21 protein-coding genes are annotated in these 24,962 nt (G+C 48.2%); 3 read left to right on the top strand and 18 right to left on the bottom strand.

Going from position 1 to position 24,962, the window contains the following annotated elements; all coding sequences use genetic code 11:
* Positions 1 to 9: 9 nt before the first annotated feature.
* From ABIC22_RS21380 to ABIC22_RS21360, 5 genes are read right to left on the bottom strand one after another with little or no spacing between them, the layout of a single operon-like run.
* On the bottom strand, positions 10 to 1,659 hold the full coding sequence (locus tag ABIC22_RS21380) for an ABC transporter substrate-binding protein (protein WP_354483593.1): 1,650 nt from the start codon (positions 1,657 to 1,659) through the stop codon (positions 10 to 12).
* A gap of 59 nt (positions 1,660 to 1,718) precedes the next feature.
* The gene (gene opp4C, locus ABIC22_RS21375) at positions 1,719 to 2,618 is read right to left on the bottom strand and encodes an oligopeptide ABC transporter permease (protein WP_127536763.1); all 900 of its coding nucleotides are present in this window, start codon (positions 2,616 to 2,618) and stop codon (positions 1,719 to 1,721) included.
* Between the two features lie 52 nt (positions 2,619 to 2,670).
* Positions 2,671 to 3,621, bottom strand: coding sequence for an ABC transporter permease (locus ABIC22_RS21370; protein ID WP_154893851.1), 951 nt, complete (start codon positions 3,619 to 3,621; stop codon positions 2,671 to 2,673).
* Between the two features lie 22 nt (positions 3,622 to 3,643).
* Positions 3,644 to 4,642, bottom strand: coding sequence for an ABC transporter ATP-binding protein (locus tag ABIC22_RS21365; protein WP_354483590.1), 999 nt, complete (start codon positions 4,640 to 4,642; stop codon positions 3,644 to 3,646).
* A complete protein-coding gene (locus ABIC22_RS21360) occupies positions 4,639 to 5,646 on the bottom strand; it encodes an ABC transporter ATP-binding protein (protein ID WP_127536760.1) in 1,008 nt (335 codons plus the stop codon). Before ABIC22_RS21360 ends, ABIC22_RS21365 begins: the two co-directional genes overlap by 4 nt.
* Before the next feature lie 373 nt (positions 5,647 to 6,019).
* Between ABIC22_RS21360 and ABIC22_RS21355 the strand changes: the two genes are divergently transcribed.
* Together ABIC22_RS21355 and ABIC22_RS21350 are read left to right on the top strand one after the other, a co-directional pair.
* On the top strand, positions 6,020 to 6,760 hold the full coding sequence (locus ABIC22_RS21355) for a response regulator transcription factor (protein ID WP_127536759.1): 741 nt from the start codon (positions 6,020 to 6,022) through the stop codon (positions 6,758 to 6,760).
* A gap of 3 nt (positions 6,761 to 6,763) precedes the next feature.
* On the top strand, positions 6,764 to 8,536 hold the full coding sequence (locus ABIC22_RS21350) for a sensor histidine kinase (protein ID WP_354483588.1): 1,773 nt from the start codon (positions 6,764 to 6,766) through the stop codon (positions 8,534 to 8,536).
* A 99-nt stretch (positions 8,537 to 8,635) separates the two neighbouring features.
* On the opposite strand, the gene ABIC22_RS21345 is transcribed toward ABIC22_RS21350, so the two are convergent.
* The gene (locus ABIC22_RS21345) at positions 8,636 to 10,042 is read right to left on the bottom strand and encodes a helix-turn-helix domain-containing protein (RefSeq protein WP_354483586.1); all 1,407 of its coding nucleotides are present in this window, start codon (positions 10,040 to 10,042) and stop codon (positions 8,636 to 8,638) included.
* Between the two features lie 7 nt (positions 10,043 to 10,049).
* A complete protein-coding gene (locus tag ABIC22_RS21340) occupies positions 10,050 to 10,646 on the bottom strand; it encodes a hypothetical protein (RefSeq protein WP_354483584.1) in 597 nt (198 codons plus the stop codon).
* A 196-nt stretch (positions 10,647 to 10,842) separates the two neighbouring features.
* Between ABIC22_RS21340 and ABIC22_RS21335 the strand changes: the two genes are divergently transcribed.
* The gene (locus ABIC22_RS21335; RefSeq protein WP_354483582.1) at positions 10,843 to 12,258 is read left to right on the top strand and encodes an amidohydrolase; all 1,416 of its coding nucleotides are present in this window, start codon (positions 10,843 to 10,845) and stop codon (positions 12,256 to 12,258) included.
* A gap of 234 nt (positions 12,259 to 12,492) precedes the next feature.
* On the opposite strand, the gene ABIC22_RS21330 is transcribed toward ABIC22_RS21335, so the two are convergent.
* The 11 genes from ABIC22_RS21330 to ABIC22_RS21280 all read right to left on the bottom strand — a co-directional run bounded on the left by ABIC22_RS21330 (position 12,493) and on the right by ABIC22_RS21280 (position 24,962).
* Positions 12,493 to 13,059 (bottom strand): sugar O-acetyltransferase, encoded by a 567-nt coding sequence (locus ABIC22_RS21330; RefSeq protein WP_354483580.1) that lies wholly within the window; start codon positions 13,057 to 13,059, stop codon positions 12,493 to 12,495.
* Between the two features lie 268 nt (positions 13,060 to 13,327).
* Entirely contained in the window at positions 13,328 to 14,260 is a 933-nt protein-coding gene (gene rbsB / locus ABIC22_RS21325) for a ribose ABC transporter substrate-binding protein RbsB (protein ID WP_354483578.1), read from the bottom strand.
* Positions 14,261 to 14,274: 14 nt separating this feature from the next.
* Positions 14,275 to 15,237 (bottom strand): ribose ABC transporter permease RbsC, encoded by a 963-nt coding sequence (gene rbsC, locus ABIC22_RS21320; RefSeq protein ID WP_483312597.1) that lies wholly within the window; start codon positions 15,235 to 15,237, stop codon positions 14,275 to 14,277.
* Positions 15,238 to 15,247: 10 nt separating this feature from the next.
* Positions 15,248 to 16,729 (bottom strand): sugar ABC transporter ATP-binding protein, encoded by a 1,482-nt coding sequence (locus ABIC22_RS21315; protein ID WP_354486042.1) that lies wholly within the window; start codon positions 16,727 to 16,729, stop codon positions 15,248 to 15,250.
* A 14-nt stretch (positions 16,730 to 16,743) separates the two neighbouring features.
* Positions 16,744 to 17,145, bottom strand: a complete 402-nt coding sequence (gene rbsD, locus ABIC22_RS21310; protein ID WP_354483574.1) for a D-ribose pyranase — start codon at positions 17,143 to 17,145, stop codon at positions 16,744 to 16,746.
* Positions 17,142 to 18,023: a ribokinase gene (gene rbsK / locus ABIC22_RS21305; protein ID WP_354483572.1), complete on the bottom strand. Its 882-nt coding sequence runs from the start codon at positions 18,021 to 18,023 to the stop codon at positions 17,142 to 17,144. Before rbsK ends, rbsD begins: the two co-directional genes overlap by 4 nt.
* Positions 18,016 to 19,005, bottom strand: a complete 990-nt coding sequence (locus ABIC22_RS21300) for a LacI family DNA-binding transcriptional regulator (RefSeq protein ID WP_354483570.1) — start codon at positions 19,003 to 19,005, stop codon at positions 18,016 to 18,018. Before ABIC22_RS21300 ends, rbsK begins: the two co-directional genes overlap by 8 nt.
* A 191-nt stretch (positions 19,006 to 19,196) precedes the next feature.
* A complete protein-coding gene (locus ABIC22_RS21295; RefSeq protein WP_354486041.1) occupies positions 19,197 to 21,242 on the bottom strand; it encodes a serine hydrolase domain-containing protein in 2,046 nt (681 codons plus the stop codon).
* 482 nt (positions 21,243 to 21,724) lie between these two features.
* Entirely contained in the window at positions 21,725 to 22,948 is a 1,224-nt protein-coding gene (locus ABIC22_RS21290; protein WP_354483568.1) for an MDR family MFS transporter, read from the bottom strand.
* 385 nt (positions 22,949 to 23,333) lie between these two features.
* A complete protein-coding gene (locus ABIC22_RS21285; RefSeq protein WP_354483566.1) occupies positions 23,334 to 24,230 on the bottom strand; it encodes an aldo/keto reductase in 897 nt (298 codons plus the stop codon).
* Positions 24,231 to 24,473: 243 nt separating this feature from the next.
* A complete protein-coding gene (locus ABIC22_RS21280; protein ID WP_127536748.1) occupies positions 24,474 to 24,962 on the bottom strand; it encodes a GNAT family N-acetyltransferase in 489 nt (162 codons plus the stop codon).

Raw genomic sequence — 24,962 nt, 5'->3', positions numbered from 1 at the left:
GTTATTCGATCAAGGGGTGAATTTCCACTTGGCGACGTTGTTCGTTAAGCCCACCGTGCTGGTATCGAGACCTTTGCCGATGTCCAGGTTTTTGGCCGCTGCATACATTTGCTTATCAGCATACAGGGCAATTACCGGAACATCGTCGTGCAGCATTTGCTGAACCTGCTGGTAAATCTCGAAACGCTTGGATGGTTCAAGCTCCTCTGCCCCTTGGGCCAGCAGCTCGTCAACTTCGGTGTTCGAATAGTCTGCGATATTAAAGCTGACTCCCGTTTTGAACAGACCCAGCACGGAGTTCGGATCGAGAATGAAGCCCAGATTGAGTACCGTTAAGTCGTAGTCGTGCTTAAGAGCTCTTTGATAGGTTGTCGGAAAATCGAGCTTAGTCACTTGCACTTTCAAACCGGCTGCTTTCAAATTCTCGGCTATGATGTCAGAAGCTTGCTCGCGGATTTTGTTGCCTGTCGGGACGACGAATTCAATCGACTGGTTGAAGTCCCAGCCCGCTTCGTTCAGCAGTGCTTTCGCTTTCTCAGGATCGTAGCTGTAAAGAGGTATATCTTTATTGTAGTAAGGGTGGTTTTGGCCCAGCATGCCATCCACGAGTTCACCTTGTCCTTTCAGCAATTGATCTACAATAAGCTGGCGGTTCATGGCATAGGCCATGGCTTGACGCACTTTTGGATCCGGGAACTTCTTCGTATTGATGAACATGATGTTTGGATTATTGGCATCTCCATAGCCGGTGGTCACATTCGCCATATTCGCTACCTTGTCAAAATCCTGTACCGGAATGAGACCTACACCGGGAGAAGTCAACTGTATGTCACCTGTCTGAAGCTGTGCTGCGAGATTCGTCGCAGGCATCATTTTGATATAAATGTCCTTAATATTCGGCGCACCCTCGTAATATTGCTCATTCGCAGTGAGTTGAACGTACTGGTCCTTGGCAAATTTGACAAATTTGTAGGCTCCGTTGGTGACCGTAGGATTCATCATAAATTCGTTCTTGTTCAGATCCACCGGGGCCACATCCTTCAATATGTGCTCTGGAAGATATCGGAAGTACGTGCCGAACTGACTCTTGAATTGATTCGTTTCCATCGGGTTTTTCGTCTTAATGACGAAGGTGTAGTCGTCCACCTTTTCGAAAAATCCCAGCTCCGTTTGCCCCTCCTCTCTCTTACCAGCTTCGTTCAGTCCAGCGACAAACGTCATGTTGAGGAGTGTCTTCACGTTAATGTCCGTGAACATGTGGAACGTGAACTCGACGTCGTCTGTCGTGAACGGTTCCCCGTCGCTCCACTTGGCGTTCTTGTTCAGCTTGATGGTAAAGTTCAGGTTGTCCGTTGTTTCGATCGATTCGGCAAGCTTCGGATCGAATCCATAATCGCTGTTCATGGCAACAAGTGTATCGCTCATCAATGAGTTCACGAAGACACCTGCATTATCCAAATTAAAGACATCGAATGTCGTCACTGGATTCACAAGGCCGATATACAGAGGCTGACCGGTGCCCCCGGAAGCAGAAGCACTTTCGCCACCCGATCCCGGAGACGATGATGTATTGCTGTCAGAATTCGTACCGCAGGCCGTGACCAGCACCATTAATAATGTCAATACTCCGCAAATCCAAGCTTTACGCACCCTTTTCATCGGATCTCCTCCACCTAATTTCTCGTTTTGTATGTCATCATTGAGAGATGCACTGTAGTTTATTGTTTCGGGTCAAGTGCGTCACGTAAGCCGTCACCGACGAAGTTGATAGCAAGCACCGTCACCAGGATCATGATGCCGGGAGGCAGCCAAAGCCAGGGCTGGTCTGTCATGACACTAATAGATTGAGCATCCGTCAGCATATTGCCCCAACTAGCCGTTGGTGGCTGAACACCCATGCCCAAAAAGCTTAGCCCGGACTCTGCCATGATTGCCGCGGCAACACCAAATGTCGCGTTCACGATAATTGGAGCCAGCGCGTTCGGCAGGATGTGACGGAAGACGATGCGCGGTGTGCTCAGCCCCAAAGCCACTCCGGCTTTAATGTAATCCATTTGCTTGAGCGTCAGTACGCTCCCCCGAACCAGTCGGGCAATGGATGGCCAGGAGAATAGAGCAAGAACAAGCACCAGCGTCCAAAGTGTTGGTCCAAGCACACTGACAACCACGAGAATAACCATCATATAGGGGAATGCCATGAACATATCTGTAACTCTCATGACCAACATATCAACCCAGCCGCCAACATAAGCAGACCAAAGACCGATGATGGTTCCAAACGCGACATACAAGGCGACTGTTCCAAATCCTACCGTTACAGCAACTCTCGTCGCGTACAGCAGACGGGACAGCACATCCCTTCCCACCTGGTCGGTTCCAAGCCAATGGGAAGAGGAAGGTGCAGCAGAAAATTCGGCGGTTACCGCATAAGGGCTATGCGGGGCTAGCCAAGGAGCGAAGATGGCTATGAGGATAAGCAGCAAGGTAACAACAAGCCCGGCGACGGCCAGCCGATGCTTCAGGAAACGTCGGGCCATTTGCCGGAAGACGCTCTCGGGCTCTGCTTGTTGAATCGGCAGGATAACGCCTCCGGCGACTGGGGTTTGTACAGCAGACATCGAATCCGCCTCCTCTCATTCGTGGTTTGTTTCGTGGAATATAAGCCTTCACTTACTGATATTGGATACGAGGATCAGCTACCGAGTAAAAAATATCTGTAAGTAGATTGGCAGCCAGTACAATCATGGCAGCGACCAGATTTAGACCCATGATGGTCGAATAGTCTCTGGACATGATCGATTGAATAGTCAACTGTCCGATGCCAGGCCACTGAAACAATTGCTCCACAATGACGGCTCCACCGAAGAGCATTGGAATTTCCATCCCGACAACAGTAATGATCGGAATCAGAGCATTGCGCAGGGCATGCTTGTTGGTGACATAGAACTCTTTGAGCCCCTTGGCTCGAGCTGTGCGCAGGTAATCCTGCTTCAATACATCCAGCATACTGGCCCGGATATAACGTACTTTGCGTCCGGCAATGCCGACTGCCAGTGCTATGGAAGGTAGCACCAAATGTCTGATCCGGTCGGCTAACCCTCCTCCGCCGCCAAGATCCTCTGTTCCGCCGACGGGAAGCCAGCCCAGTTGAACAGCGAAAATATAAATGCATAAGAGACCAAGGAAAAACTGGGGAATGGACGTTCCGACGAAGGAGAGTCCAGTCATCAGATAGTCGAATTTCGAGTTTTGCCGGACCGCACTCATGATACCGATTGGCAGCGCGATCAGAAGGCCAATAATCAGTGCGCAGATGCCGAGCAGCACTGTCTGCCCCAGACGCTCACCGATGAGTGAAACAACCGATTCACTAGTGCTGAAGGAATATCCCAAATTGCCGGCCAGCAGTTGACCGAGCCATTTGAAATATTGAACGATAATCGGATCGTTTAATCCAAGCTGCTCCTTACGTAACTCGAGCAGTTCCGGAGGTGTATCCGGTGTCATGTACATGTCAATGGGGTTACCAGGCGCAAGGTTGATGATGACAAAATTGATGATAGTAATGCCAAACAAAACGGGAATCGCAATCAGAATGCGGCGAATGACGTAAGTAAACATGCTTTTTCTCCTCTCTTGCGATTTAGCCGGCAGTCAGTGGATAATGACAAGCCACCGCGTGTTCTTCTCCTTGCAGAAGGGGCTCCTTCTCCTTGCACATTGCTTGGGCGTACGCACACCGAGTATGAAACCGACAGCCTGACGGGGGACTAGCGGGACTGGGTACATCTCCCTGAAGAACGATCCTCTCTTGTCCACGCTTGCGGGGATCCGGAACCGGATAAGCATTGAGCAAAGCTTGCGTATACGGATGACGCGGGTTTGCAAAGATCTGCTCCTTCGTTCCGATCTCCACCACCTTGCCAAGATACATCACCGCGATACGAGTACTGATGTACTTGACGGCCCCGAGACCATGAGCAATAAACAAATAGGTGAGTCCCAGCTCCCGTTGCAGCTCCTTGAGCAAGTTCAGAATCTGCGCCTGAATGGAAACGTCAAGCGCGGATACCGGCTCGTCGCACACGATGAGCTTCGGATTCAGGGAAAGTGCACGAGCGATCCCGATGCGCTGCCGCTGACCGCCTGAAAATTCATGAGGAAATCTCTGCTTATAGCTTCGGGGTATACCGACCGTATCCAGGAGGTGATCTATCCTCGTCTCCAGCTCCGCTCCGGTGGCCAGACCATGCACCCGCATCGGCTCGGCAAGCAGCTCCTGAACCCGCATCCTGGGATTAAGTGAGGAGTATGGGTCCTGAAAAATCATCTGCATTTTCGTCCGTTCCCTGCGGAGGTCCAACATTGTGCTTTTCGTAATTTCCTGCCCTTCAAACCAAATTCTTCCGTCCGTTGGATTCTCAAGACGGATGATGCTCCGGCCGATGGTCGACTTGCCGCAGCCCGACTCACCAACGAGTCCTAGCGTTTCTCCTGGGTACAGCTCCAGCGAAATGTCGTCCACCGCTTTGACATTCCCAACTGTGCGAGACAGCAATCCTCGTTTAATAGGGTAGTACGTCTTCAAACCTTCGATTCGAAGTAGAGGTTCTTGGGCCACTCTGCGTTCCACAAGCGTCATATGGCTTCCTCCTCTCGCGCATTCCAGGCACCGGGTTCCTGTTGTGCCATCCAGCAGCGCACGTGGTGGCCTTCCTGAACCGGCAGCAGTGTCGGTGCTTCGGACAGACATTTCGCTTCGGCAAACTCACAGCGAGTATGGAATCGGCAGCCCTTCGGCATGTTCGTAAGTGGAGGCACCGCACCAGGGATGGAGGCCAGCACCTCCTCGGCATCGGATTCAATGTGGGGAATGGATCTCATCAATCCTTGTGTGTAAGGATGGAGCGGCTTCTCAAACAGGGTAAACACGTCAGTCTCCTCGACCACCTGACCGGCGTACATGACGATGACCTTGTCCGCCATCTCTGCAACAACGCCGAGATCATGGGTGATAAGCATGATCGAAGCCTCCATCTCTTCTCGAAGGTCCTTCATCAGATTCAGTATCTGCGCCTGAATTGTCACGTCCAGTGCGGTCGTAGGCTCATCGGCAATGAGCAGTTTTGGCTTGCAGGAAAGTGCCATTGCGATCATCACGCGCTGTCTCATTCCCCCGGATAGAGAGTGCGGGTAGCTCTTCATGATTGCTTCAGGGCGGGGTATTCCGACCTTTTCAAGCATTTCGATTGCGTATCCATCAGCTGCCTTGCCCCTCAAATCAGTATGCAGCCGGATGGCTTCCGTCAATTGATTTCCAATAGTGAACACGGGATTGAGAGAGGTCATCGGTTCCTGAAAAATCATCGCAATGTCTCCGCCGCGAATCAGACGCAGCTCAGCCTCCGACAGCTTCGCGAGATCCTTGTCCATGAACCGAATCTCCCCCTCCCTGATGCTGCCATTCTTGCCGAGCAGTCTCATGATTGAGAGGGAGGTAACACTCTTACCACAGCCTGATTCTCCGACGATGCCTATGGTTTCCCCCTTCTCCAGCTTAAGGCTAACCCGGTCCACCGAAGTGACTTCCCCTTTGTCCGTTTTAAAAACCGTCCTTACGTCCTTAAGCTCTAGCAGCATGCGCAGCCCCTCCTTTGTCTCAATATTTGGTCTGCCACCAAGCTTTAATGTTATATTTCCTTACATAATTATTATCTTACGAAGCCCTCATAAGGAGGATAATGTGAAGTCCCACACTTTAATCTCTTATTCATTGGGAGAATCAACATACATTTCACAAAAAACTTATGCTATATTTCAATTATCGTATTCTTCTTTTTGTAAACTCCCCCTAACATCTCAATCATGTATCTTACCTTGTAACTTTATTTAACGTTAATATGACGATTAATTAAAGACACTTTTCATTAGCTTTTGGGATCATTTCTTGGCATCAAAGCCTCCATAGGACCAAAAAGGTATCAAATTTTAAGAATACAAAAAGAACGGGGTGTGGGCCGTGTACAATCTTCTAATCACTGATGACGAAAGCGAAATTCGCAACGGTCTAAGTAACTATTTCCCATGGCATGAATTTGGGTATCAGGTTGTCGGTCAAGCTAGCGACGGAGAGGGAGCCCTCGCCTTTATCCAGGAGACGCCTGTGGACGTGCTTCTCTGTGACATCCGCATGCCCTCCCTGTCGGGCATTGATGTAGCCGAACGGCTATATCGGCAAGGCTCAGAGGTCAAGGTCGTTCTTCTAAGCGGCTTCAAGGAATTTGAATATGCACAATTGGCTGTACAGTATGGAGTTAAGCGGTATTTGACAAAACCTACTAAATATACGGAAATTGCCGAAGTGTTTGGACATCTCCGAAGTGAAATGGACAATGCGAGATTGCCTGTCCCTTCCCCCTCTGCATCGTCCGCGGAGAACAGCCTGACGGACCAGACCATCGAGAAGGTTAAAGCTTACTTGCAGGATAACTTGTCCGCCGCTACCCTGGAGAACGCTGCAAAGCATGTTTTTCTTAATCCCTTCTATTTAAGCAAATTCTTCAAAACCAAGACCGGCGAGAACTTCTCCGATTATGTAATGAAGCTTCGCATGCAGCGTGCGGCCGAGTTACTGAAGACCACACACTGCAAGACGTACGAAATCAGTGAAATCGTCGGGTACAGTAACGCCAAGAATTTCACTAGGATGTTCCGGAGCTTCTTCGGGGTGACTCCCAGAGAATACAGGAACGAAGAATAATGTATGGTCACGACTACTGTTCGCTTTTTCATCAAGAACCTGCTGACCTTTCTTTTGCCCATGCTGATCCCGCTCGTTGTTCTCAGTGCTCTGTCCGCTTTCCTAACCCAGCAGTATGTCGTTCAAGGTATCAAAAGCAACAACATGAACATGCTGAAGCAAACCAAAGAGAACATTGAACTCCTATTCAATGAACAGAACGCTTTGAACCTGCATATTATCGCCAGCACGACCCAGTTCATGAACCTTAAGGATATGCTGAACAAGCCCCTGCCATCGGCAGAGGATTACCAACAACTGGCCGTCCTGAAAAACTTTATCGATTCACCCTCCATTGCCAGCTCCTATATTGACTCTATCTATATCTATCTAAATAACGACAACCAGCGCTACATTTCGTCCGTTACCGGAGGCTTTATCGAGCTTGGAGAGGACCCAGATCACTTATGGTACGACAGCTATCTACAGCATAAACATCACGAAGCGATCTGGACGGAAAGCCGGAAGATTCCGCGCTATAATTTGAACGAAGAGATCGATTATGCAGATGTCATTACCATGTACCGCAATTTTAAGGTGTCGGACGACACTACCGGCGTTATCGTCCTTAATATCAAACGTGAGTATATTGAACGCAGGCTGAACGATCTCGCTACCGCAAAAGGGCAACTGCTCGCCGTTGTGGATCAACAGGGCTCTGTTATATTTCAGAATAATGCCAAGTACGAGCTAAGCCCCGAGGAACTGAAACAGGTCATTTCGAGTAAAAACAGCTCTATTACGACGCAAGCTCCGAATGAGGAAGCCTTGATCAACTTGATTAACTCTGAGACTTACGATTGGACATTCATTTCCGTCACTCCGAAGCAATCTCTATACACCGCGCTTAATCGTCTGCTTCGCATTGGGGCTGTTTTGATGGTCATGGCGTTGGTCGCTGCGCTTCTGCTAGCCTTCCAGCTGACGAAGAAAAATTATTCGGACCTTAAAATCATCATGTCCATTCTGGACGCCGCAGAGAAAGGTAAGCCTCTCCCTTTACACCGTTCAAAGGGTAACAGTGTGTACAGCCAAATTATCCGCAGCCTGTTGCAGAATTTCATTGAGCATAACTACATGCGCGTTCAACTTTCGGAGAGCCAGTATAAAACGCAAGCTGCCCAGTTCGCTGCCCTACAGTCACAGCTCAACCCTCATTTTCTCTACAATACGCTGGAGACAATACATTGGAAGGCAGCCGGATACACCGACGGGCCGAACGAGCTAACGAGCATCGTAGAGCATTTATCCGATATTTTGCGGTATTCTCTGGACGGGCAAAACGGACTTGTACCGCTTAACGTGGAGATCGCAAATACGAAGAGCTACATTGCGATTCAGAAAACAAGATACGGGGAGCGATTTGACATTTGGTGGGAGTACGACGCGGAGCTGGAGAAATACCAAGTGCTCAAACTGATCTTTCAGCCGCTGATCGAGAACAGCCTGCAGCATGGCTTGAGCCGTTCGGATCAGAAGCTGGCGGTTAAGATCAAGATTCAGCGCTGTGGCAAATGCCTGCGTTTGGCCGTCATTGACAATGGCAACGGTATATCGGAGACGCGGATGGTTGAGCTGCGTACAAGGTTGTTTAGTGACTCGATGGACGCCAACCACATTGGTCTTATTAATACACAGAGAAGAATACAGCTTGCTTACGGTCACAGAAGCGAGTTGTGCATCAAGAGCAAGCCCGGCTGGGGAACGCTGATTGACATCAAGCTTCCAATCAATTAATTCGCGGGCTGTCAGGCTGGGACGCTACTATATTTTTTCGCATGCTTCCGCTTCCAGGAGTTTGAGACTTCTCGGAGAAAGTCTTGGCTAAATCTCCGTTTAAGTGTCGCTCAAATGGCAGGCCAGATAAATTTTCAGCCATTCGTCCGGCTCGTCCAGATTCAGTCCAAGAAGTTCTTCGATCTTGCGGAGCCGATGATATAGTGTGTTAGGATGTATATGAAGTTTCTCCGCTGTAAGGCCTGCAGCACGGTTTGCGGCCATGTAGGTTTTGAGCGTTCGCTCCAGCTCGCCCGATTGCCCGCGCTGTGAGCGAAGCGGTGCAAGCACGTCCCGCACGTACGTCTCGATTTCATCCGGATCTTGATTGATGAACAGACGGTTAATGCCGATGTCCCCGTAACGGATAATTCCCGGCCTCTCCCTCCGAATCAGGTAAGCGAGTGAGCGGTTGGCTTCGTCATTACTCTTGGATACGTTCGCAAGCCCTATGTACAGCCCTCCCACTCCACCGAACAACAGAGATGTCTGTAAGCTGGACCAATTATCCACCACCGACCTAAGTTTCTGCACGAATCGGTCTTGTATCTGCTCATCGGCGGCGGAAGCAAGAAGCGTAATCTTGTCTTGCGCGCTGAACAGCAGCAAGTTTGTTCGGCCAACCTCCTTCTCTATCCCTGAGATCAGCCTGCGGAACTCGCTGTCCTGCCGCTTTGAATCCGAGTTTTCTTCCGTCAGCTGTAAGATGCAGACAAACAGCGGTGCGTGATTGGAAAGTCCGAAACGTTTGAGCTTCATTTCTAGCTGCCTCGGCTCCTGGTGCAGCACGATCTCGTTGAACAATTCCTGATTTCCACGATAGTACATCTCGGTCAGGGAGTGCGTGTTCATCATCTCCAGGGCAACGACTGCGCTCCCCTGCTCCAGTACAACATAATCGAGCCTCTCCAGAGGGCGCCCGAGTTCGACGACAAAGCATCCGAGTAGCATGGAACGGTTCCAGATCGGATAGAGACAGTGCTTCCTTTCATCTTGACTCTCCAATGTTTGATATGTCGCTAAGCTACCAAACAACTTGCGCAGCCTCTCCCCGGAGAAGTCTTGGGATGACTCTGAACGGGGATACCATTCATCCTTGACCAGATCCACAAAGAGGACGGACAAGCCAATCATGCGGCTCATCGTTTGCGTGAACATTCCCAAATCGTTGCCTTCAACGGATAATTTTGTGAAAATATCGTGGATCTCGTTGCGCTTTGTCAGATAGCGATTCTTTTCCTCCAGCTCGCTGAACAGACGGGCATTAGCGATCGCAATCGCCGCTTGATCCGCGAAACCTTGGAGCCGATGAAGATCGCGCTCTTCCATTTGTTTATACTTCTTAGTTTGATGGACGAGCATGACCCCAATTTTGTCTGTGTTCATGGTTACAGGAACAGCCATGACCGCGTTCACCTTTTCTGGAGAGTCCTCAAACGCCTGGGACAAGCTTGCCATATTGTCCATAGCCACGTTATCCATTGCTTTTATGAAAGAGGGCGCGCGACAAAAATATTTCTCCCTTTCCACTGTTAAAAATTTTCCCAGTAATACCTTCCCCCGGATGGACCCTAAACGCATAAATTGATTCTCCGACCCCCACGCTTGCCCTAGGAACTAGCTTGCCCGACTCCGAATTAAACATCATGAAAAAACCGCAATCCGCAGAAGGAATCACCTTCAGGGCACTGTGCATGATACGCAGAAGGAGCTCGTTTAAATCTAGGGAAGAAGTCAGCTCCCTGAGGCTGCGCAGCCATAACTCATCTTCTCTGCTTCGCTCAATGACAAGCTCTTCCAGCCACCATTCCCGGATAATCCAATGCAACCGGTCCTGCCAATCGACTTGAAGATCCAACTCTTTGGGATACAGAAGCAACGCCTCCCGGCACAGTGGCTCTTCATATTTGAACAGGATTCGCTTAGTCCCGTCGCCATGTTCGTCCTGCAGCTCCGGATCCATGCCAGGAGAAGTGATCCCAACCCCTTCATTAGACTCTCCTCGTCTCCAGCGGCGCCAAGGAGCTTCTGATCCAGAACGTGCCCATAGGCCATACTGTGAAGAGTTCATCCAAGCCTCCAAATTCGATCTCAACTCTCGATCTTTCACATTCATCCCTCTTTTCATGTAACCATTCCTACCATACAATCTTATTTCATAGTGTATTCAAACAATAAAATCTTGTAAAGATCGTTGGATGAGACAATGTATTTGCCATTAAAGAGAGCTAAAATGTAACTATTCTTAACAAGGAGTTGAAGCCCTGATGAGCAAACAGGATATTCTCAGCTGGATTGATGATAACTCTACAACCTTTACCGAAATGGCTAGGAAGATATGGGAGCATCCGGAGGTTGGATATACGGAACGTTTCGCCTCCTCGTTACAAGCGGACACGCTAACGAAGGAAGGCTTCAGCATTGCTTGGAATATCGGAGAAGTATCCACGGCATTTATCGCTGAATATGGGAATGGCAAGCCGATCATCGGTATTTTGGGTGAATTCGATGCTCTGCCGGGTCTGTCCCAGGAAGTCAGCTATACGGAAAGCCCTATCGTTGCAGGAGGTCCAGGGCATGGCTGCGGTCACAATCTGCTTGGAACCGCGGGTGTTGAGGCTGCGATTGCACTGAAGAAGCGTATGGAAGAGGAAGGTCTACCAGGAACGATCCGCTATTATGGCTGTCCGGCGGAGGAATTATTGTCGGGGAAAACATATATGGCGCGAGAAGGGGCCTTCGACGACCTGGACAGCGTGCTGACCTGGCATCCCGGCAGCTCCAACATGACGGCCAATTTTAGCATGCAGGCGCTGACGGCGGTCGAATTTTTCTTTTCGGGTCGGACCGCACATGCGGCCGGAGCACCACATCTTGGGCGAAGTGCCCTGGACGCCGTCGAGCTGATGAATGTAGGTGCAAACTACATGCGTGAACATGTGCCGGACGGGTCGCGAATCCACTATCAGATCACTAACGGTGGTCTCGCGCCGAACATCGTTCCGGACAAGGCAAGCGTCTACTACTTTCTGCGTGGTAAAACCCGTCTGGCCGTTGACCAGTTACTGGAACGTTTGATCAAAACAGCACAGGGCGCAGCCATGATGACCGAAACAAGCGTGGATTGGGCTATTCGTGCCGGCTGCTATGATACACTCCCGAATGTGGCACTCAACGACCTCATGCACACCCAGGCTGAATTCGTCGGACCGATGTCCTTCACGGAAGAGGAAGAGCAGTTTGCGGTTCAACTTCGCGGAAGTATTCACCCTGAGGTGCTTGCCACCGGAAGCGCAATGACTCCGTCCAAGGAGAACCTACCTATCGGCTTCTTCAATCTCAAACAGACTTATGGAATGTCCTTAGGGGGCTCCAGTGACATCGGTGACGCTTCCTGGATCGTGCCAATGGGCCAGATCATGACTACGTGCGCTCCTGCCGGCGTCCAAGTGCACACATGGCAGGCAACCGCCGCCTTCGGCTCCTCCATCGGCATGAGAGGCATGCATTACGCAGCCAAGCTGATGGCGTTATCTGCGTATGACCTGCTCCTTAACGTTGATGGCATCATCGACAAGGCCAAAGCCGAGTTTGCTTTAAGTACGAAGGGTGCCACATATAAGAGCTGCATTCCAATGGATGTGAAGCCGCCGTTCTTCAAGGAGACAGTCCCCGCCGGATAATAACCTTCCAGACAACCAGCATGGGAGGTTGGCGATACAACTAGATCAAAGATTAGCTATTTGGGATTGTTGATAGAGTGAGCCCTATTAGCCAATAAGCCTAGACAAAGGATTCCTCCTATGTCTAGGCTTATTTTCATTCATCACTCCCCAAAAGCGAACAACGCTGCTAATTTAGTGCTACGAGGGGAGAGAATTTTGCTTTTAATTAAATAAAACTCACCTTCATATCGGTTATTCTTCTATGGTTTTTATTACTTTTGCCGGTATACCAGCCACAATGGTGTTGGCAGGCACATCTTTTGTTACTACCGCTCCTGCTGATACAATGGAATTTTCACCGACGGTTACTCCTGGCATAATGGTTGCTGCAATGCCAATCCAGGCTCTTTTTTTGATGACGATCGGAGTCGAAACGGTGGATCTTCTATGAGATGGCGAGATTGGATGATTGATGGTGACGAGATTGACCTTAGGCGCAATCAACACATAATCTTCTATCGTAATGCCACCTCGATCCATAAACGTGCAACCTTGGTTGATAAATACCTCTTTTCCCACCCGGATGTTTTGGCCGTAATCGGTGTAGAACGGTGGTAGTAATTCAAACGTTTTATCCACTTTTTCTCCGGTTAACTGGCTAAATAAGTCCCTTACTTTATTGGTGTCATGGTACCCCGAATTTAACTCTGCAATTAGCTTTTGTGCACGTTCAATAGCTTCGGCGATTTTATAAAACTCAGGGTCACTGATCGAAATGATTTCTCCTGAACGATCTCGCTCAAAAATATCTTTGCTCATTGGCGCTCTCCCTTCTTCCTATATAGCGTTGTAAGTATTTTTACCGTACCACTTCGATTTAACTCTAGGTCAACATCTATTTTAAGAAGGAGCAATTTCCTTCCTTTATTACTCCTTGATTCTATCTATGGTACATCTACTTTTCATTTTCTTTCGAATGTCTCCAAACCAACTTACCAACAAGGTAATTGGGCAATTCATACACCCGAACCGAGCAGAACAAAAAAATCCCGCCCTAGCGCTTAGCCAAAACGGGATGTCACGAGTACTAGTTGTTTGCGTTTTCCTTGGTCACCAGCTTCAATTCTGCCGGGATGGACTTCTCCACCTGTTTGCCGTCCAGAACATCCAGAGCAGCTTGTACGGCCAGCTGTCCAATCAGTACCGGCTGCTGAGCGACGGTTGCTGTCAGTTTTCCGTCCTGAATGGATTTGATTGCATCGTCGTTGCCGTCAAACCCGATCACTGGAATGTCTTTGCCCGAGCTTTGAATCGCTTCAATCGCACCAAGTGCCATCTCATCGTTATGGGCAAATACAGCCTGTACATCCGGATTTCCCTGCAGCAGGTTTTCCATCACATTCAAACCTTTGGAGCGGTCGAAATCCGCCGACTGTTTGGCAACCACATCAAGCTTCTGGTCAGCCACCTCGTGGAACCCTTTACCCCGTTCACGTGTAGCGGAAGCCCCTGGCACTCCTTCTAGTTCAATGACTTTAGCACCTTCACCGAGCTGTTCAACGAAATATTCTGCTGCCATCTGTCCGCCTTTGACATTATCGGATGCTACCAGAGCCGCTACCTCACCTTTGTCTGCGGAACGATCCAGTGTAATTACGGGAATGCCTACGCTGTTGGCAGATTGAACTGCCGTAGAGATTGCCGCGGAGTCCGCTGGGTTAATCAGGAGTGCATCAACACCCTGCTGAATAAGGTCATCCACATCGTTGGTCTGCTTGGCCGAATCATTTTGTGCATCGACCACGATAACCTCAATGCCTTGCTTTTGAGCTTCGGCAACGACTCCGTCTTTCAATGAAACGAAGAACGGATTGTTCAGTGTTGAAATCGAGAGACCTATTTTCTTCTGTCCTTTATTTCCGGCACCGTCCGGCTTCGCCCATTGAGGCGGCTCCAGTGAGCACCCGGCCAGAACAATAATCATGATCATGCTTACAAGTGTTAATGTCCATTTTTTCATAATTGTTTCTCCCCTTAAGCCGTTTTCTTGCGGTCCAGCAGGACAGCAATCGCAATGACGACACCTTTGACCACCATTTGATAGAAGGAGTTCACGCCGAGTAGGTTCAAACCATTGTTCAGCACGCCGATAATCAGAACACCAATTAATGTGCCCACGATCCGTCCGCGTCCACCTGTCAGGCTTGTTCCGCCCAGAACAACGGCTGCGATCGCATCCAGTTCATAAGAAGTACCTGCAGTTGGCTGTGCGGAATTCAAACGAGATGTCAGAATTGCACCTGCCAGAGCTGCCAGCATGCCTGCAAGGGAATAGATCATGATCTTCACACGTGTAACTTTGATACCCGAGATGATGGATGCTTTCTCATTACCACCGATCGCATACGTTTTGCGGCCAAAAGCCGTTTTATGCAGAATCGTCCATAGAATCACGAACGTAATCAGCATCGTTATGGCAGGTACCGGAATGCCTAGCAGATAGCCGCGTCCAAACAGTTGGAACAGCAGACTGTCCCCGAGTCCTGTAATCGGATTACCATTCGTATATACCAGCGTTAAGCCGCGGAATATGGTCATTGTCGCCAATGTTGCGATAAATGGAGCCATTTTACCCTTCGTAATCATGAGTCCGTTCACCATACCCATCACACCACCAAGTGCTACCCCGATGATGATGGACAAAATCGGATCCAGGCCAGACAACATCATATTTGCGACAAATGCGCTGGATAAAGCCAGTATGGAGCCAACGGACAAGTCGATCCCGCCTGTCAGAATGACAAAGGTCATACCAAAGGCAATCAGTGCATTAATCGATACCTGACGCAGCAGGTTCAAGATATTAAGCGGTTCCAAGAAGCTTGGATTCAGTACGGATACGATAATAATAAGAATGATTAAACCAAGCAGCGGTCCTAATTTCTGTGTTACGCTCGATAAGCGGAATCCCGTTCCGTTTGTTTTGTTGTTCTGCATTGTTGTCATTTCACTGTCCCCCTGTGGCCAATGTCATAATGTTTTCCTGTGTTGCTTCTTCCCTGGCCAGCTCTCCGCTGATCTGCCCTTCATGCACAACCACAATTCGGTCACTCATACCGAGTACTTCAGGAAGCTCCGAAGATACCATGATGATGGCGACGCCGCGTTCTGTCAGTTCATTCATCAACTGATAGATTTCACGCTTTGCTCCAACATCCACACCTCTCGTTGGTTCATCCAGAATGAGCACACTTGGTCCGATACCTACCCATTTGGCAATAACAACCTTCTGCTGGTTGCCCCCTGATAGGTTACGCGCAGCTGTCTCCGAAGATTGCGTCTTGATCTGCAGACGCTTGATCAGGGTATCGACGAAATCCTGTTCTTTTGGAGCTGAAATGAACCCTTTACTTGAGAAGCTGAACAGATTCGTCAGCGCCATGTTTTCCCGAATCGAGAAGTCCAGTACAAGCCCTTCATCCTTACGGTCTTCTGTTATGAAACCGATGCCGTGTTTCACTGCATCCGAGGGTTTACGAATGTTCGCTTTTTTGCCACGGACCAAGACTTCTCCACTGTCCAGGGTATCCAGACCAAAGATCGCTCTCATGATCTCTGTTCGCCCCGAACCCATAAGTCCGGAGAAACCAACAATCTCACCTGCTCTTACGTTGAAGCTGACATGTTGGAACAATCCCTTAATGCTTGCGTCCCGCACTTCCAGAACAACTTCGCCATAGGAAGGATTACGGGCCGGATACCGCTCGGTTAACTCCCGTCCAACCATTTTCCGCACCACTTCATCGAAGCTTGTCTCAGGAATCGGCCGGGTATCTACCGTCCTGCCATCCCGCATGACCGTGATCCGATCGCAGATGGTGAAGATCTCCTCCATACGGTGAGAAATATACACAATGGATACTCCGTTTTTCTTCAGTGCAGTAATCACATCAAACAACTTCTGAATTTCGCGTTCCGTTAATGCTGCAGTAGGTTCATCCATAATAATGACCTTCGCATCCGTCATCAGCGCCTTGGCGATTTCAATCATCTGCTGCTGTCCAACGGAGCATTCTCCTGCTGGTCGTTCGAGTGGGATTTGTACCGACAGCTTGGCGAATTGTTCTGAAGCGAGCGCTTTCATTTGTTTTGTATTGAGGAATCCTAAGGAAGATGTCATCTCCTTACCGATGAAAAGATTATCGAGCACCGTCATTTCGGGCCAAACGTGAAGCTCCTGATGAATAAATGCGATACCTAACTTCTCTGCTTCCTTCGGACTGCCGAAATAGGTTTCCTTTTCATCAATGGAGATCGTTCCCTGATCACGCTGGTGAAGTCCGATCAAAATGTTCATCAGCGTGGATTTGCCAGCTCCGTTCTCACCCATCAGGGCATGAACTTCACCTTCCCTCAGTTCGAAATCCACTCCGCTTAGCACCTGGTTGGTGCCAAATGCTTTATGAATGTTGTGCATCTGAATATGCATCATGCAACCTCCTTTTAACCAAAATGGACTCCTGCTTGTAAAATGCAATTGGCATAGGGTGTAGCTTCACCTGTACGAACAACCGCCTTAACCTGCCGGGTTAGTGCTTTGAATTGTTCGTGGTTGATGGAAGCATCAATGGCATCGTTGCCAAATTGATCTGTAACGAACTGCAGAGCTTCCGGATTGCCTTCCTTGATCTCTTCTGCCACGATTACTCTCTCAATGACCATGTCTTCTGCGATCAGTTCAACCACTTCCTGAAAACTTGGCGTTCCGAGTTTCAAAGCCACATCAATCTTGAGCACCCCTTCCGGAACGGGGAGACCCGCATCCGCAATGGCAATCATGTCTGTATGACCCAAATCAGATAGTATTTTAGAAATGTGACTATTTAGTATGCCGTTTCTTTTCATGATAAACTCTCCTCCACTTCGTCTCTCGTCGGCATGCCGCCCTGTGCTCCAAACTTGGTCACGGACAACGATGCGGCACGATTGGCGAACCGTATGCTCTCCTGCAGCGGCTTGCCTTCCGCTAAAGCAACAGCAAATGCAGCATTAAATGTATCCCCTGCACCGGTAGTATCTACTGCCTTCACCTTATATGTTGGTACGAGGATTTCCTCCGCTCCGTCAAAGTAACGAACACCCTTGCTGCCTTCCGTTATAAACAGTTTGTTTGGGTATTTGCGCAATGCCTCAGCTGGGCTCATGCCTTGAAACAGGATTTCGGCTTCATGCTCGTTCGGCGTGATGTAAGCTGCATTGTCAATAACCTCCTGCGGCACTGTTCTCGCCGGAGCCGGATTAAGCAGCAGCGGCGTTCTGTATTCAGCACACAGGCTGCTCACATGGACAACGGTTTCTTCTGGAATTTCCTGCTGGATCAGCACGATATCGGCATTGCGAATCACCTCAGCCGCATGATCTACATAAGAAGGAGTGACTTCGCGATTTGCCGCCTCGACGACTACGATACTATTATCACCTTCTGCCAATATGATATGGGCCGTTCCACTTTCCATATGTGTAACCGGTTTCACATTTTGCGTATTTACAGCGTTTGCTTTGAAATTATTCAAAATGTCTTGACCAAATGCATCGTCTCCTACCCGGCCAATCATCGTTACATCACCGCCCAATCTTGCCGCAGCAACGGCCTGATTGGCTCCCTTACCGCCAGGTACTGTTTTGAAACTTTCCCCGAGGACGGTTTCACCCGCCCCCGGACGTCTTGAAGAAGTAACGACCAGATCCATGGAACTGCTTCCGATTACGCATATTTTAGCCATCTGCATTCACCTTTCTGGTTGTGCCTCGTTCGATAAAACTTACGGGCATCTGTATGTTTTTGTTCTCAATTGGAGCTTGTTCCACAAGTCCGATAAGTAATCCCGCCGCTTCCCTGCCCATCTCGTATGCAGGCTGGCGAATGGTTGACAATGCGGGAGATAACAGGCTGCTCATCGGAATGTCGTCGAATCCGATCACTTGCACATCGTCAGGAACCTTTCTCCCAATTCGCGAAGCCTCATGCAGTACCGCCATAGCTGCAATGTCATTGCTGGCAATAACTCCATCCGTGTCACCATATTTGCTGAACAGCTCTTCTGCCCACAATCCCGCTTCGTTAAAAGAGAACGAGGTCGTCTGAATCACATGGTAATCCAATCCGGCATCCCGGATGATTTCAATGGCTCCCTCGAACCGATCCTGTGCTGGCTTAATATGTGACGGACCCTGCATAACGGTTATCCGATGACTACCGCGCTTGATGATCTCTCTCGCTGCTAATCGTCCGCCCTCTCTTCCGTCCGCATAGACAGAAGGACTATCCAGTGCAGTCCTGTCAAGAAACACGACTGGAATTTTTAATTTTTCATATATTGGAGAATGAGGATAGTTCGTGGATGAAATCACACCTACTACGTTATTTTGGATAAACGTCTGGATGTAATCCTGCTCCTTCGATTCATCCTCATCACTATTTCCGAAAATGAGCCTGAAATCCTGCTCCTGCATCCGATCTTCGACACCCCTAGCTAACTGTGGAAAGTAAGGGTTTGCAATATCAGGCAGCAGCAAACCAATCAGTTTAGACTTACGTTTATATAATGAGCGAGCTACTTCATTAGGGGAGAAGTTAAGCGCCTTCACGGCATCTTCTACTTTCTTGCGTGTATCCGCATGTACATAACCCCTGTCATTGATGACCCTTGATACGGTGGCTACTGATACGCCAGCCAGATTCGCTACGTCTTTGATTGTTGTCATGAATTTGTTCTCCTCTATGTGTAACCGGTTACAGACACTAAATTATCATATATCTTTTTAATTGACAATCATTTTTTTGTTGGGAATTTTATACATGTTGTTCTGAGTTTACTTCTGTTAATAAATATCTGAGCACAAAAAGCCACGTTTAGCGCGGCTTTTTGTCTGTTTCTATTGATTTTTTTCATCGTTTAATTCTTTTTGCTGGCGAGTGTAATTTCAAATGCTGAACCGATATCACCAGCAAAAACAATGATGCCATTCTCAGGCAGCACTACTTCATTTTGACCGCTGACCACGGTGTGATTAATAGAAATACCCGCTTGGTTATACACGGTAAAAGCACCTTTCGAAGGCATTCGGACCGTCATAACTTTACCTGCCACGGTCGCTGGGATCGAGTACCAGGTGGCATACCCGTTTGCCTGAATCATTGTCTTTGATTGATTTCCGGAATAGAGAAGCTTCACTGCTTCTTGGCTTACATAAACTTTGCCCCCTGCTGTGACGTATTCCTCTCCGTTTTCCTCGAAGAATTGGTATTCCATCGTATCACGACCGGCAACGCCGGGGATTTGCAGCTGGTTCACAGCGAGGTTGGCATCTATGATTGTATTGGTGTATACCAAGCCTGGCACTTCGTCAAACAGGTGAATCGGGATGATCGGTGTAGCACTATCATATACCGTTGAAGTGTATTTCTCATTCACAAGAAAGTAGTTTTTGCCTTCACGTTTCTGCCAGGCTGCTGCAACATCCGGGGACAATTCACTCGTTTCTAGCTTCTCGGCCTTATACTCGGAAGAAGCGATCTGCCCAAGCCCAGGAATGGACTGATACGAGCGTGACCATAAATAGATATTCCCGTTATCCTCTTCAACGAATGTTAATTTTTCCGTACCTTCATCGTTGACAAAAGTTCCATCCGCGGTATAGGTGTACTTTTGTTCAGGACTATTCGGTGTTAAAGGTGTGGATAAGGTTAGTTGTCCATCAGCCTGGACAGCAATTTTCAGCAGCGAGCTGGCTCCACCTCCATAGATGCCCGAATACACTGATAACCCCTTAGGCATCGTTAAGCTTACAGGCGTCCCAAATGACTTATCCGGCTTTCGTTCCGTAATGATATCCTTCTCCTCAAGTGCACCAAGCAGCAATTCCGTTGCAATCAATTGATCCGTCGTGCTTGTTCCTCCCGAAGAGGTAACGGCTGCAGCCATGTTGTATTCGGGAAGTACAATTAAAGAGGAATGGTACGAAATCGTATTTCCACCTTTGGCAACGGCCTGGATGCCGTATTCATTGAAAGGAAAGAGGTTTACACTATCCCAGCCCAAGCCATAAGAAATAGACGAATCTGCATCTTCCGGCCACATGCCATTTTTGTATTCTTCTTCTGCCATGGCTTCTGCCGATTCATGCGAGAGAATTCCTTCGACCTCTCCCGTGAAAATTTGCGCAAATTGAACCAAGTCTTCGGCCGTGGAATAAATGCCTCCCGAAGCAATCATGTTTGTGTTTTCTTGTGGAAGTTGTCCATTATGCAGGGCTGAATACGTCATGGCCATTTTGTTGTCACTAATCAGATCCTGTGGCGTTTTGGTGTTGTTCATGCCCAAAGGCTCGGTAATATAGCGGTGCATGAATGCAGTAAAACTCATTCCACTAATTCTTTCGACCAGAATCTCGGCTAACGAAAAGCCGTCGTTACTGTAAACCGAATATGCTCCGGGATCTGCCTTTAGCTTTTGCGTTGCGAGTTGATCCAACAATGTATCATGTGCATACGTATCGTTATCCCCGAACAGGATTGCGCTGCTGCTTGAAGTTCCAGGGAGTCCGGAGGAATGATTCAACAGCATTCGCGTTGTGATTTCTTTGTAACGTTCATCCTCCATTTTGAAATCAGGGATATAATGTATGACTGGTACATCCAGATCGATTTCCCCTTCATCGACCAACTTCATCACAGCAGTAGTAACTACCATTTTGCTGGTTGAACCTATGCCATAGATCGTATCTGCGCCGAGAGGTACTGTGTTATTCTGGTCATTCTTGCCGGCTTGCCCGGAGATCACGATTTCTCCATCATCTATGAGTGCATACTGCACGCTTGTTGTGCCATAGGCCTCGGTAAGGATTTTGGCTTTCTCGATCACTCCTTTTTTAGTCATCTCGTACATCACATCGCTGACGTTACTTAACGGCGCAGCCATAGCAGACATTGGAGCAAGCATGGCAAGCACCAGAGTTACGGCTGTAATTGAAGTTTGTTTCTTGATGGACAAATTATCATCTCCTGTTTTTCTGTGTTGGCTACCATCAGGTGGCGCATAATCATTGTACTTAAGGGAAATGTACTGCCGATGTAATCCATATGAACTGAACATGAACAATAAAAAAAGTCGCTAATGCGACATTATCAAGAGACCCTCAGTGTTATGGATGTGGTTCTAATGTATTGGTTCATTCCACTTTTGTTTTATTGGCAGATACTCTTCTTGACTTTTACTGTTGGATAATGAAGTTTTTATAACGTTTGGGGAGCGTAAGTGTAACTTGTTTGTAGGCAGAAACAAAGTGCGGAAAATGGTTTGTTTTTGTGAATTTTTCATATGTTGAAATATTATAATATTGGAGTAAAAAAGAACCTTCGAATTCACAATAAGTGATTTGAAGGTTGTAGGATTCGCTCAAATACGAATCAAATCCAGGTTTCCTACGTTGGTTGCTGTTCCCTTGCCTGTAGTCGTTGATGTGCTATCCATAAAAAAGGCACTCCGCATACAGCACTTATTGCAATGGGTGCAAAGACAAGCATTGGTTGGTTAGCCCCGAAACTATCCAGCAAAAAGCCGCCCAGAATCGGTGCACTGACATTACCCAGATTGTTGAATCCGATCATGCCGAAATATGTCCCTTTCAGTTCCGGCTTCGCAATCCGATCCACCAGAACATCCATCAGCGTAAACATGAGTACTTCTCCTACCGTAAAAATGACAACTGCCGCTACCAGCAACCATGGGCTTTGCGCCAATCCAAACAGCAGCAGACTGACAGATACCATAATATTGCCTGTCATGAGCGGCACTACAGGTGGAAAGCGACTCGCGATACGAACCACCGGAAATTGAACGGCGAGAACAACCACAGCGTTTAAGGAAAGCATGTATCCAAACCATTTCGCACCATCAACCATATTCGGGTTAATCGCCATGTACTGAGGTAGCGTCGAGCTAAAGTGTCCGTACCCGAGCACACAAAAGATGGTACCAATCAAAACAAACATAAAAACAGGATCCCCACTTGTAATGCGGAATGCTTGTTTCAAACGGATCGGCTCCGCCGTCCCTGAACTCTGCTCGTCCTGCTTCAGAGGATGAAGAATAAATTGAACAATTAATAGAATACCGTAAGCTATGTATACTCCTCCAGCGACCAGAAAGGATAAATTGGAATCCGATAATCCCAAATACAGTCCCAGCAGCGGTCCGAACACAACCCCCAGATTTATCGCTGCATACCTCAGATTGAATACAAGCAGCTTGCTTGACGGTGGTGTGATATCCGATAACAACGCCCTGGATGTCGGTTCAAATAACGCCCGGCAGATGCCGTTGAGTGCATTCATGATAAAGAACAGCCAGATCTGGTCCGATAGGGCAAACCCAATAAATACGAGCGCCCAGACAAATACTGACATGAACAACACTTTTTTACGACCAATTCGGTCAGAGATGTATCCACCATAGAAGCTGGCAAAAACACCGACGAGCGCGCTCACGGCCACGATTAGGCCTGTCTGAGTTGGCGACGCCCCCATCTGCTGTGTCAAATAGATGGACAGAAACGGAATGCTCATTGAAGTCGCCATACGTCCAAAGATGGTACCGACGATAATCGTCCATGCCAATGGATGAATTTGTTTTAACTGTGAAGCCATGCTGTTCCCCCTTGTTGACCACTCCTGATTTTACATGTTCTTATAAACATATGTTTGAATTCTATTATACGGCCCGTCGACTTACTAGAGGGACATTTTATTTGGAAAACAGACTTGACTTTTTACGTTTAGGCTTAATCCTCGCCCTTTTTCTCGTCACAGGCTTACACTTTATCTATATCTCTTGCGGATACACGAAGAATGTTTATTGTTGTGAATTTTTCATATGTTGTAATATTATAATTATTATATTTTCAAATTCTTCTTCTATTATTTTTTCTTGTCTCCTGTAGCTTGGATGCCTAGATTCAACTAAAAAAAGCCGCCCGAGGGCGGCTTTCAAAAATCGACGGTTCTATGTCGAAGCGTTTGCTCCATTCTTCCATTACGTACGTCCGGTCCAATCCGCTCCGGCGACTTCCTTCCATCGTGCCCTGATTTCATCGTACAGCTCCTGCGGAAGAGATCCTTTTGCGACCAGATCAGCATTTTGCTGCCACCGGTTCGGCTTCGTTGTTCCAACAATCGCTGTATCAACGCCCTCCGTACTTAACGTGAAACGAAGAGCCGTTTCAACCGCCGCTTGCACATCATTACCTGTCAGAAAACCGTAGCCCAGCTCCTGCAACCGTCTCCAATACACGAATGGATAGGCATCTTCGGGGAGCGCGTCAAACGTCCATGCTGCATTGGCAATCGGTCGTTTGGCAATGACACCCATGTTTCTTTTTCTCGCCTCCGGCAATGTCAAATCAATCGCTTCCTGGTCTGCAATATTTAGCGAAGTTTCCAAACTGTCGAACACCCCGGTTTCAATCGCGTACAACGCGTCCGTTGTGTCCCCGCTGTACCCGATAAACCTGGTCTTTCCGGCTTCCTTGGCTCGCTGCAGCACTTCAATTACCGCCCCTTGCCGGAGAACTTCTTCAGAACAGCTATGCAAATGAATGACATCCACATATTCCGTTTTGAGTCTTCTCAGACTGCGGTCAATCGTTTGCTCCAGCACCTTGCCGTCCCAATCAGGTCCATCTATCCCGGCAGCATGTCCGCATTTGGTAAACAAATAATAGTCATCGCGCCGATGCGAAAGTACATCTCCAATCAGTTCCTCACTGTCCCCATAACATTCGGCGGTATCAATGACATTCAATCCGGCATCCAAAGCGGTATTCAGAAGTGTTTCCACGTCTTGTTTGGATACGTTGCTTCCGATTTCGGATCCGCCAAATCCGAGCGTGCTTACTTTCATGCCTGTGTTTCCATATTCGCGCAGTTCCATGATTGATTCCTCCGAGCTTCGTTAATATAGGTACAACTTATGAAAGCTTGACAACTCTATGGGTTATTACCCGTTAGACGAACATCGCACCCACTTTAGATCTATTTCTCCAACAAACATTTAAAATCCGTATAAGAAAAGTGCCCTCTGTTCTTGTCCATGAAATATCGGATCTAATCGTGTCACACGCTCCTAGTTCAATCCAATATGTATAGTGACAGTCGATTAGTTCCTCACACACTTTTACGTTACAAAAAACTGGCTCGGATTACCGAGTTCCGGATGAAATTTCTCACGAAATCTTCCTCCTGTGTAGGCTCCGATCACTTTCCTCCAGAACGCCTGAGCGATCACATTGTTGCGCACCTGTGTTACTTTCCATCTTCCCGGAAAACGATGGAACAGCTCGTGTGCCGCTTGAGTCCCTATTCCGCTCCGCCGATATTTTTGCATGACAAAGAACTCCGTTAAATAATAATCGTTATCCTTGCTGCCAGGCTCGAAGCGTTCCACCAGTGCAAAACCGGCCGGGGCTCCATCACACGTAATGAGAAAAGCAAATTTACGGCCTTCCTCCTCCCAAAATGCTTCCAAACCGGGATACTCCGGAAAAATGCCATTGCTGTCCACATCGATATTCAGATATTTTGTAAAATCATAGAGATAAAACTGCATTAAATGCCGAATTACCTGACTCCGTTCCCGGGGAACCAGCTCGATTTGCATATTCAT

Source organism: Paenibacillus sp. PvP094, assembly GCF_040546835.1.
Lineage (GTDB): Bacteria > Bacillota > Bacilli > Paenibacillales > Paenibacillaceae > Paenibacillus > Paenibacillus illinoisensis.
The sequence above is the reverse complement of the archived record's forward strand: the minus strand, read 5'-3'. Positions and strand labels throughout refer to the sequence as shown.

Bases quoted from the DNA above. Each gene is read 5' to 3' on its own strand.
- ABIC22_RS21365 (WP_354483590.1), bottom strand. From the start codon at position 4,642: ATGACGCTTGTGGAACGCAGAGTGGCCCAAGAACCTCTACTTCGAATC.
- ABIC22_RS21330 (WP_354483580.1), bottom strand. From the start codon at position 13,059: ATGAGCAAAGATATTTTTGAGCGAGATCGTTCAGGAGAAATCATTTCG.
- ABIC22_RS21345 (WP_354483586.1), bottom strand. From the start codon at position 10,042: ATGGACAATATGGCAAGCTTGTCCCAGGCGTTTGAGGACTCTCCAGAA.
- ABIC22_RS21380 (WP_354483593.1), bottom strand. From the start codon at position 1,659: ATGAAAAGGGTGCGTAAAGCTTGGATTTGCGGAGTATTGACATTATTA.
- ABIC22_RS21370 (WP_154893851.1), bottom strand. From the start codon at position 3,621: ATGTTTACTTACGTCATTCGCCGCATTCTGATTGCGATTCCCGTTTTG.
- rbsC (WP_483312597.1), bottom strand. From the start codon at position 15,237: ATGCAGAACAACAAAACAAACGGAACGGGATTCCGCTTATCGAGCGTA.
- ABIC22_RS21300 (WP_354483570.1), bottom strand. From the start codon at position 19,005: ATGACAACAATCAAAGACGTAGCGAATCTGGCTGGCGTATCAGTAGCC.
- ABIC22_RS21335 (WP_354483582.1), top strand. From the start codon at position 10,843: ATGAGCAAACAGGATATTCTCAGCTGGATTGATGATAACTCTACAACC.
- rbsD (WP_354483574.1), bottom strand. From the start codon at position 17,145: ATGAAAAGAAACGGCATACTAAATAGTCACATTTCTAAAATACTATCT.
- ABIC22_RS21285 (WP_354483566.1), bottom strand. From the start codon at position 24,230: ATGGAACTGCGCGAATATGGAAACACAGGCATGAAAGTAAGCACGCTC.
- ABIC22_RS21315 (WP_354486042.1), bottom strand. From the start codon at position 16,729: ATGCATATTCAGATGCACAACATTCATAAAGCATTTGGCACCAACCAG.
- ABIC22_RS21290 (WP_354483568.1), bottom strand. From the start codon at position 22,948: ATGGCTTCACAGTTAAAACAAATTCATCCATTGGCATGGACGATTATC.
- rbsK (WP_354483572.1), bottom strand. From the start codon at position 18,023: ATGGCTAAAATATGCGTAATCGGAAGCAGTTCCATGGATCTGGTCGTT.
- ABIC22_RS21280 (WP_127536748.1), bottom strand. From the start codon at position 24,962: ATGAATATGCAAATCGAGCTGGTTCCCCGGGAACGGAGTCAGGTAATT.
- ABIC22_RS21340 (WP_354483584.1), bottom strand. From the start codon at position 10,646: ATGAACTCTTCACAGTATGGCCTATGGGCACGTTCTGGATCAGAAGCT.
- ABIC22_RS21295 (WP_354486041.1), bottom strand. From the start codon at position 21,242: ATGCTTGCTCCAATGTCTGCTATGGCTGCGCCGTTAAGTAACGTCAGC.
- rbsB (WP_354483578.1), bottom strand. From the start codon at position 14,260: ATGAAAAAATGGACATTAACACTTGTAAGCATGATCATGATTATTGTT.
- ABIC22_RS21350 (WP_354483588.1), top strand. From the start codon at position 6,764: ATGGTCACGACTACTGTTCGCTTTTTCATCAAGAACCTGCTGACCTTT.
- opp4C (WP_127536763.1), bottom strand. From the start codon at position 2,618: ATGTCTGCTGTACAAACCCCAGTCGCCGGAGGCGTTATCCTGCCGATT.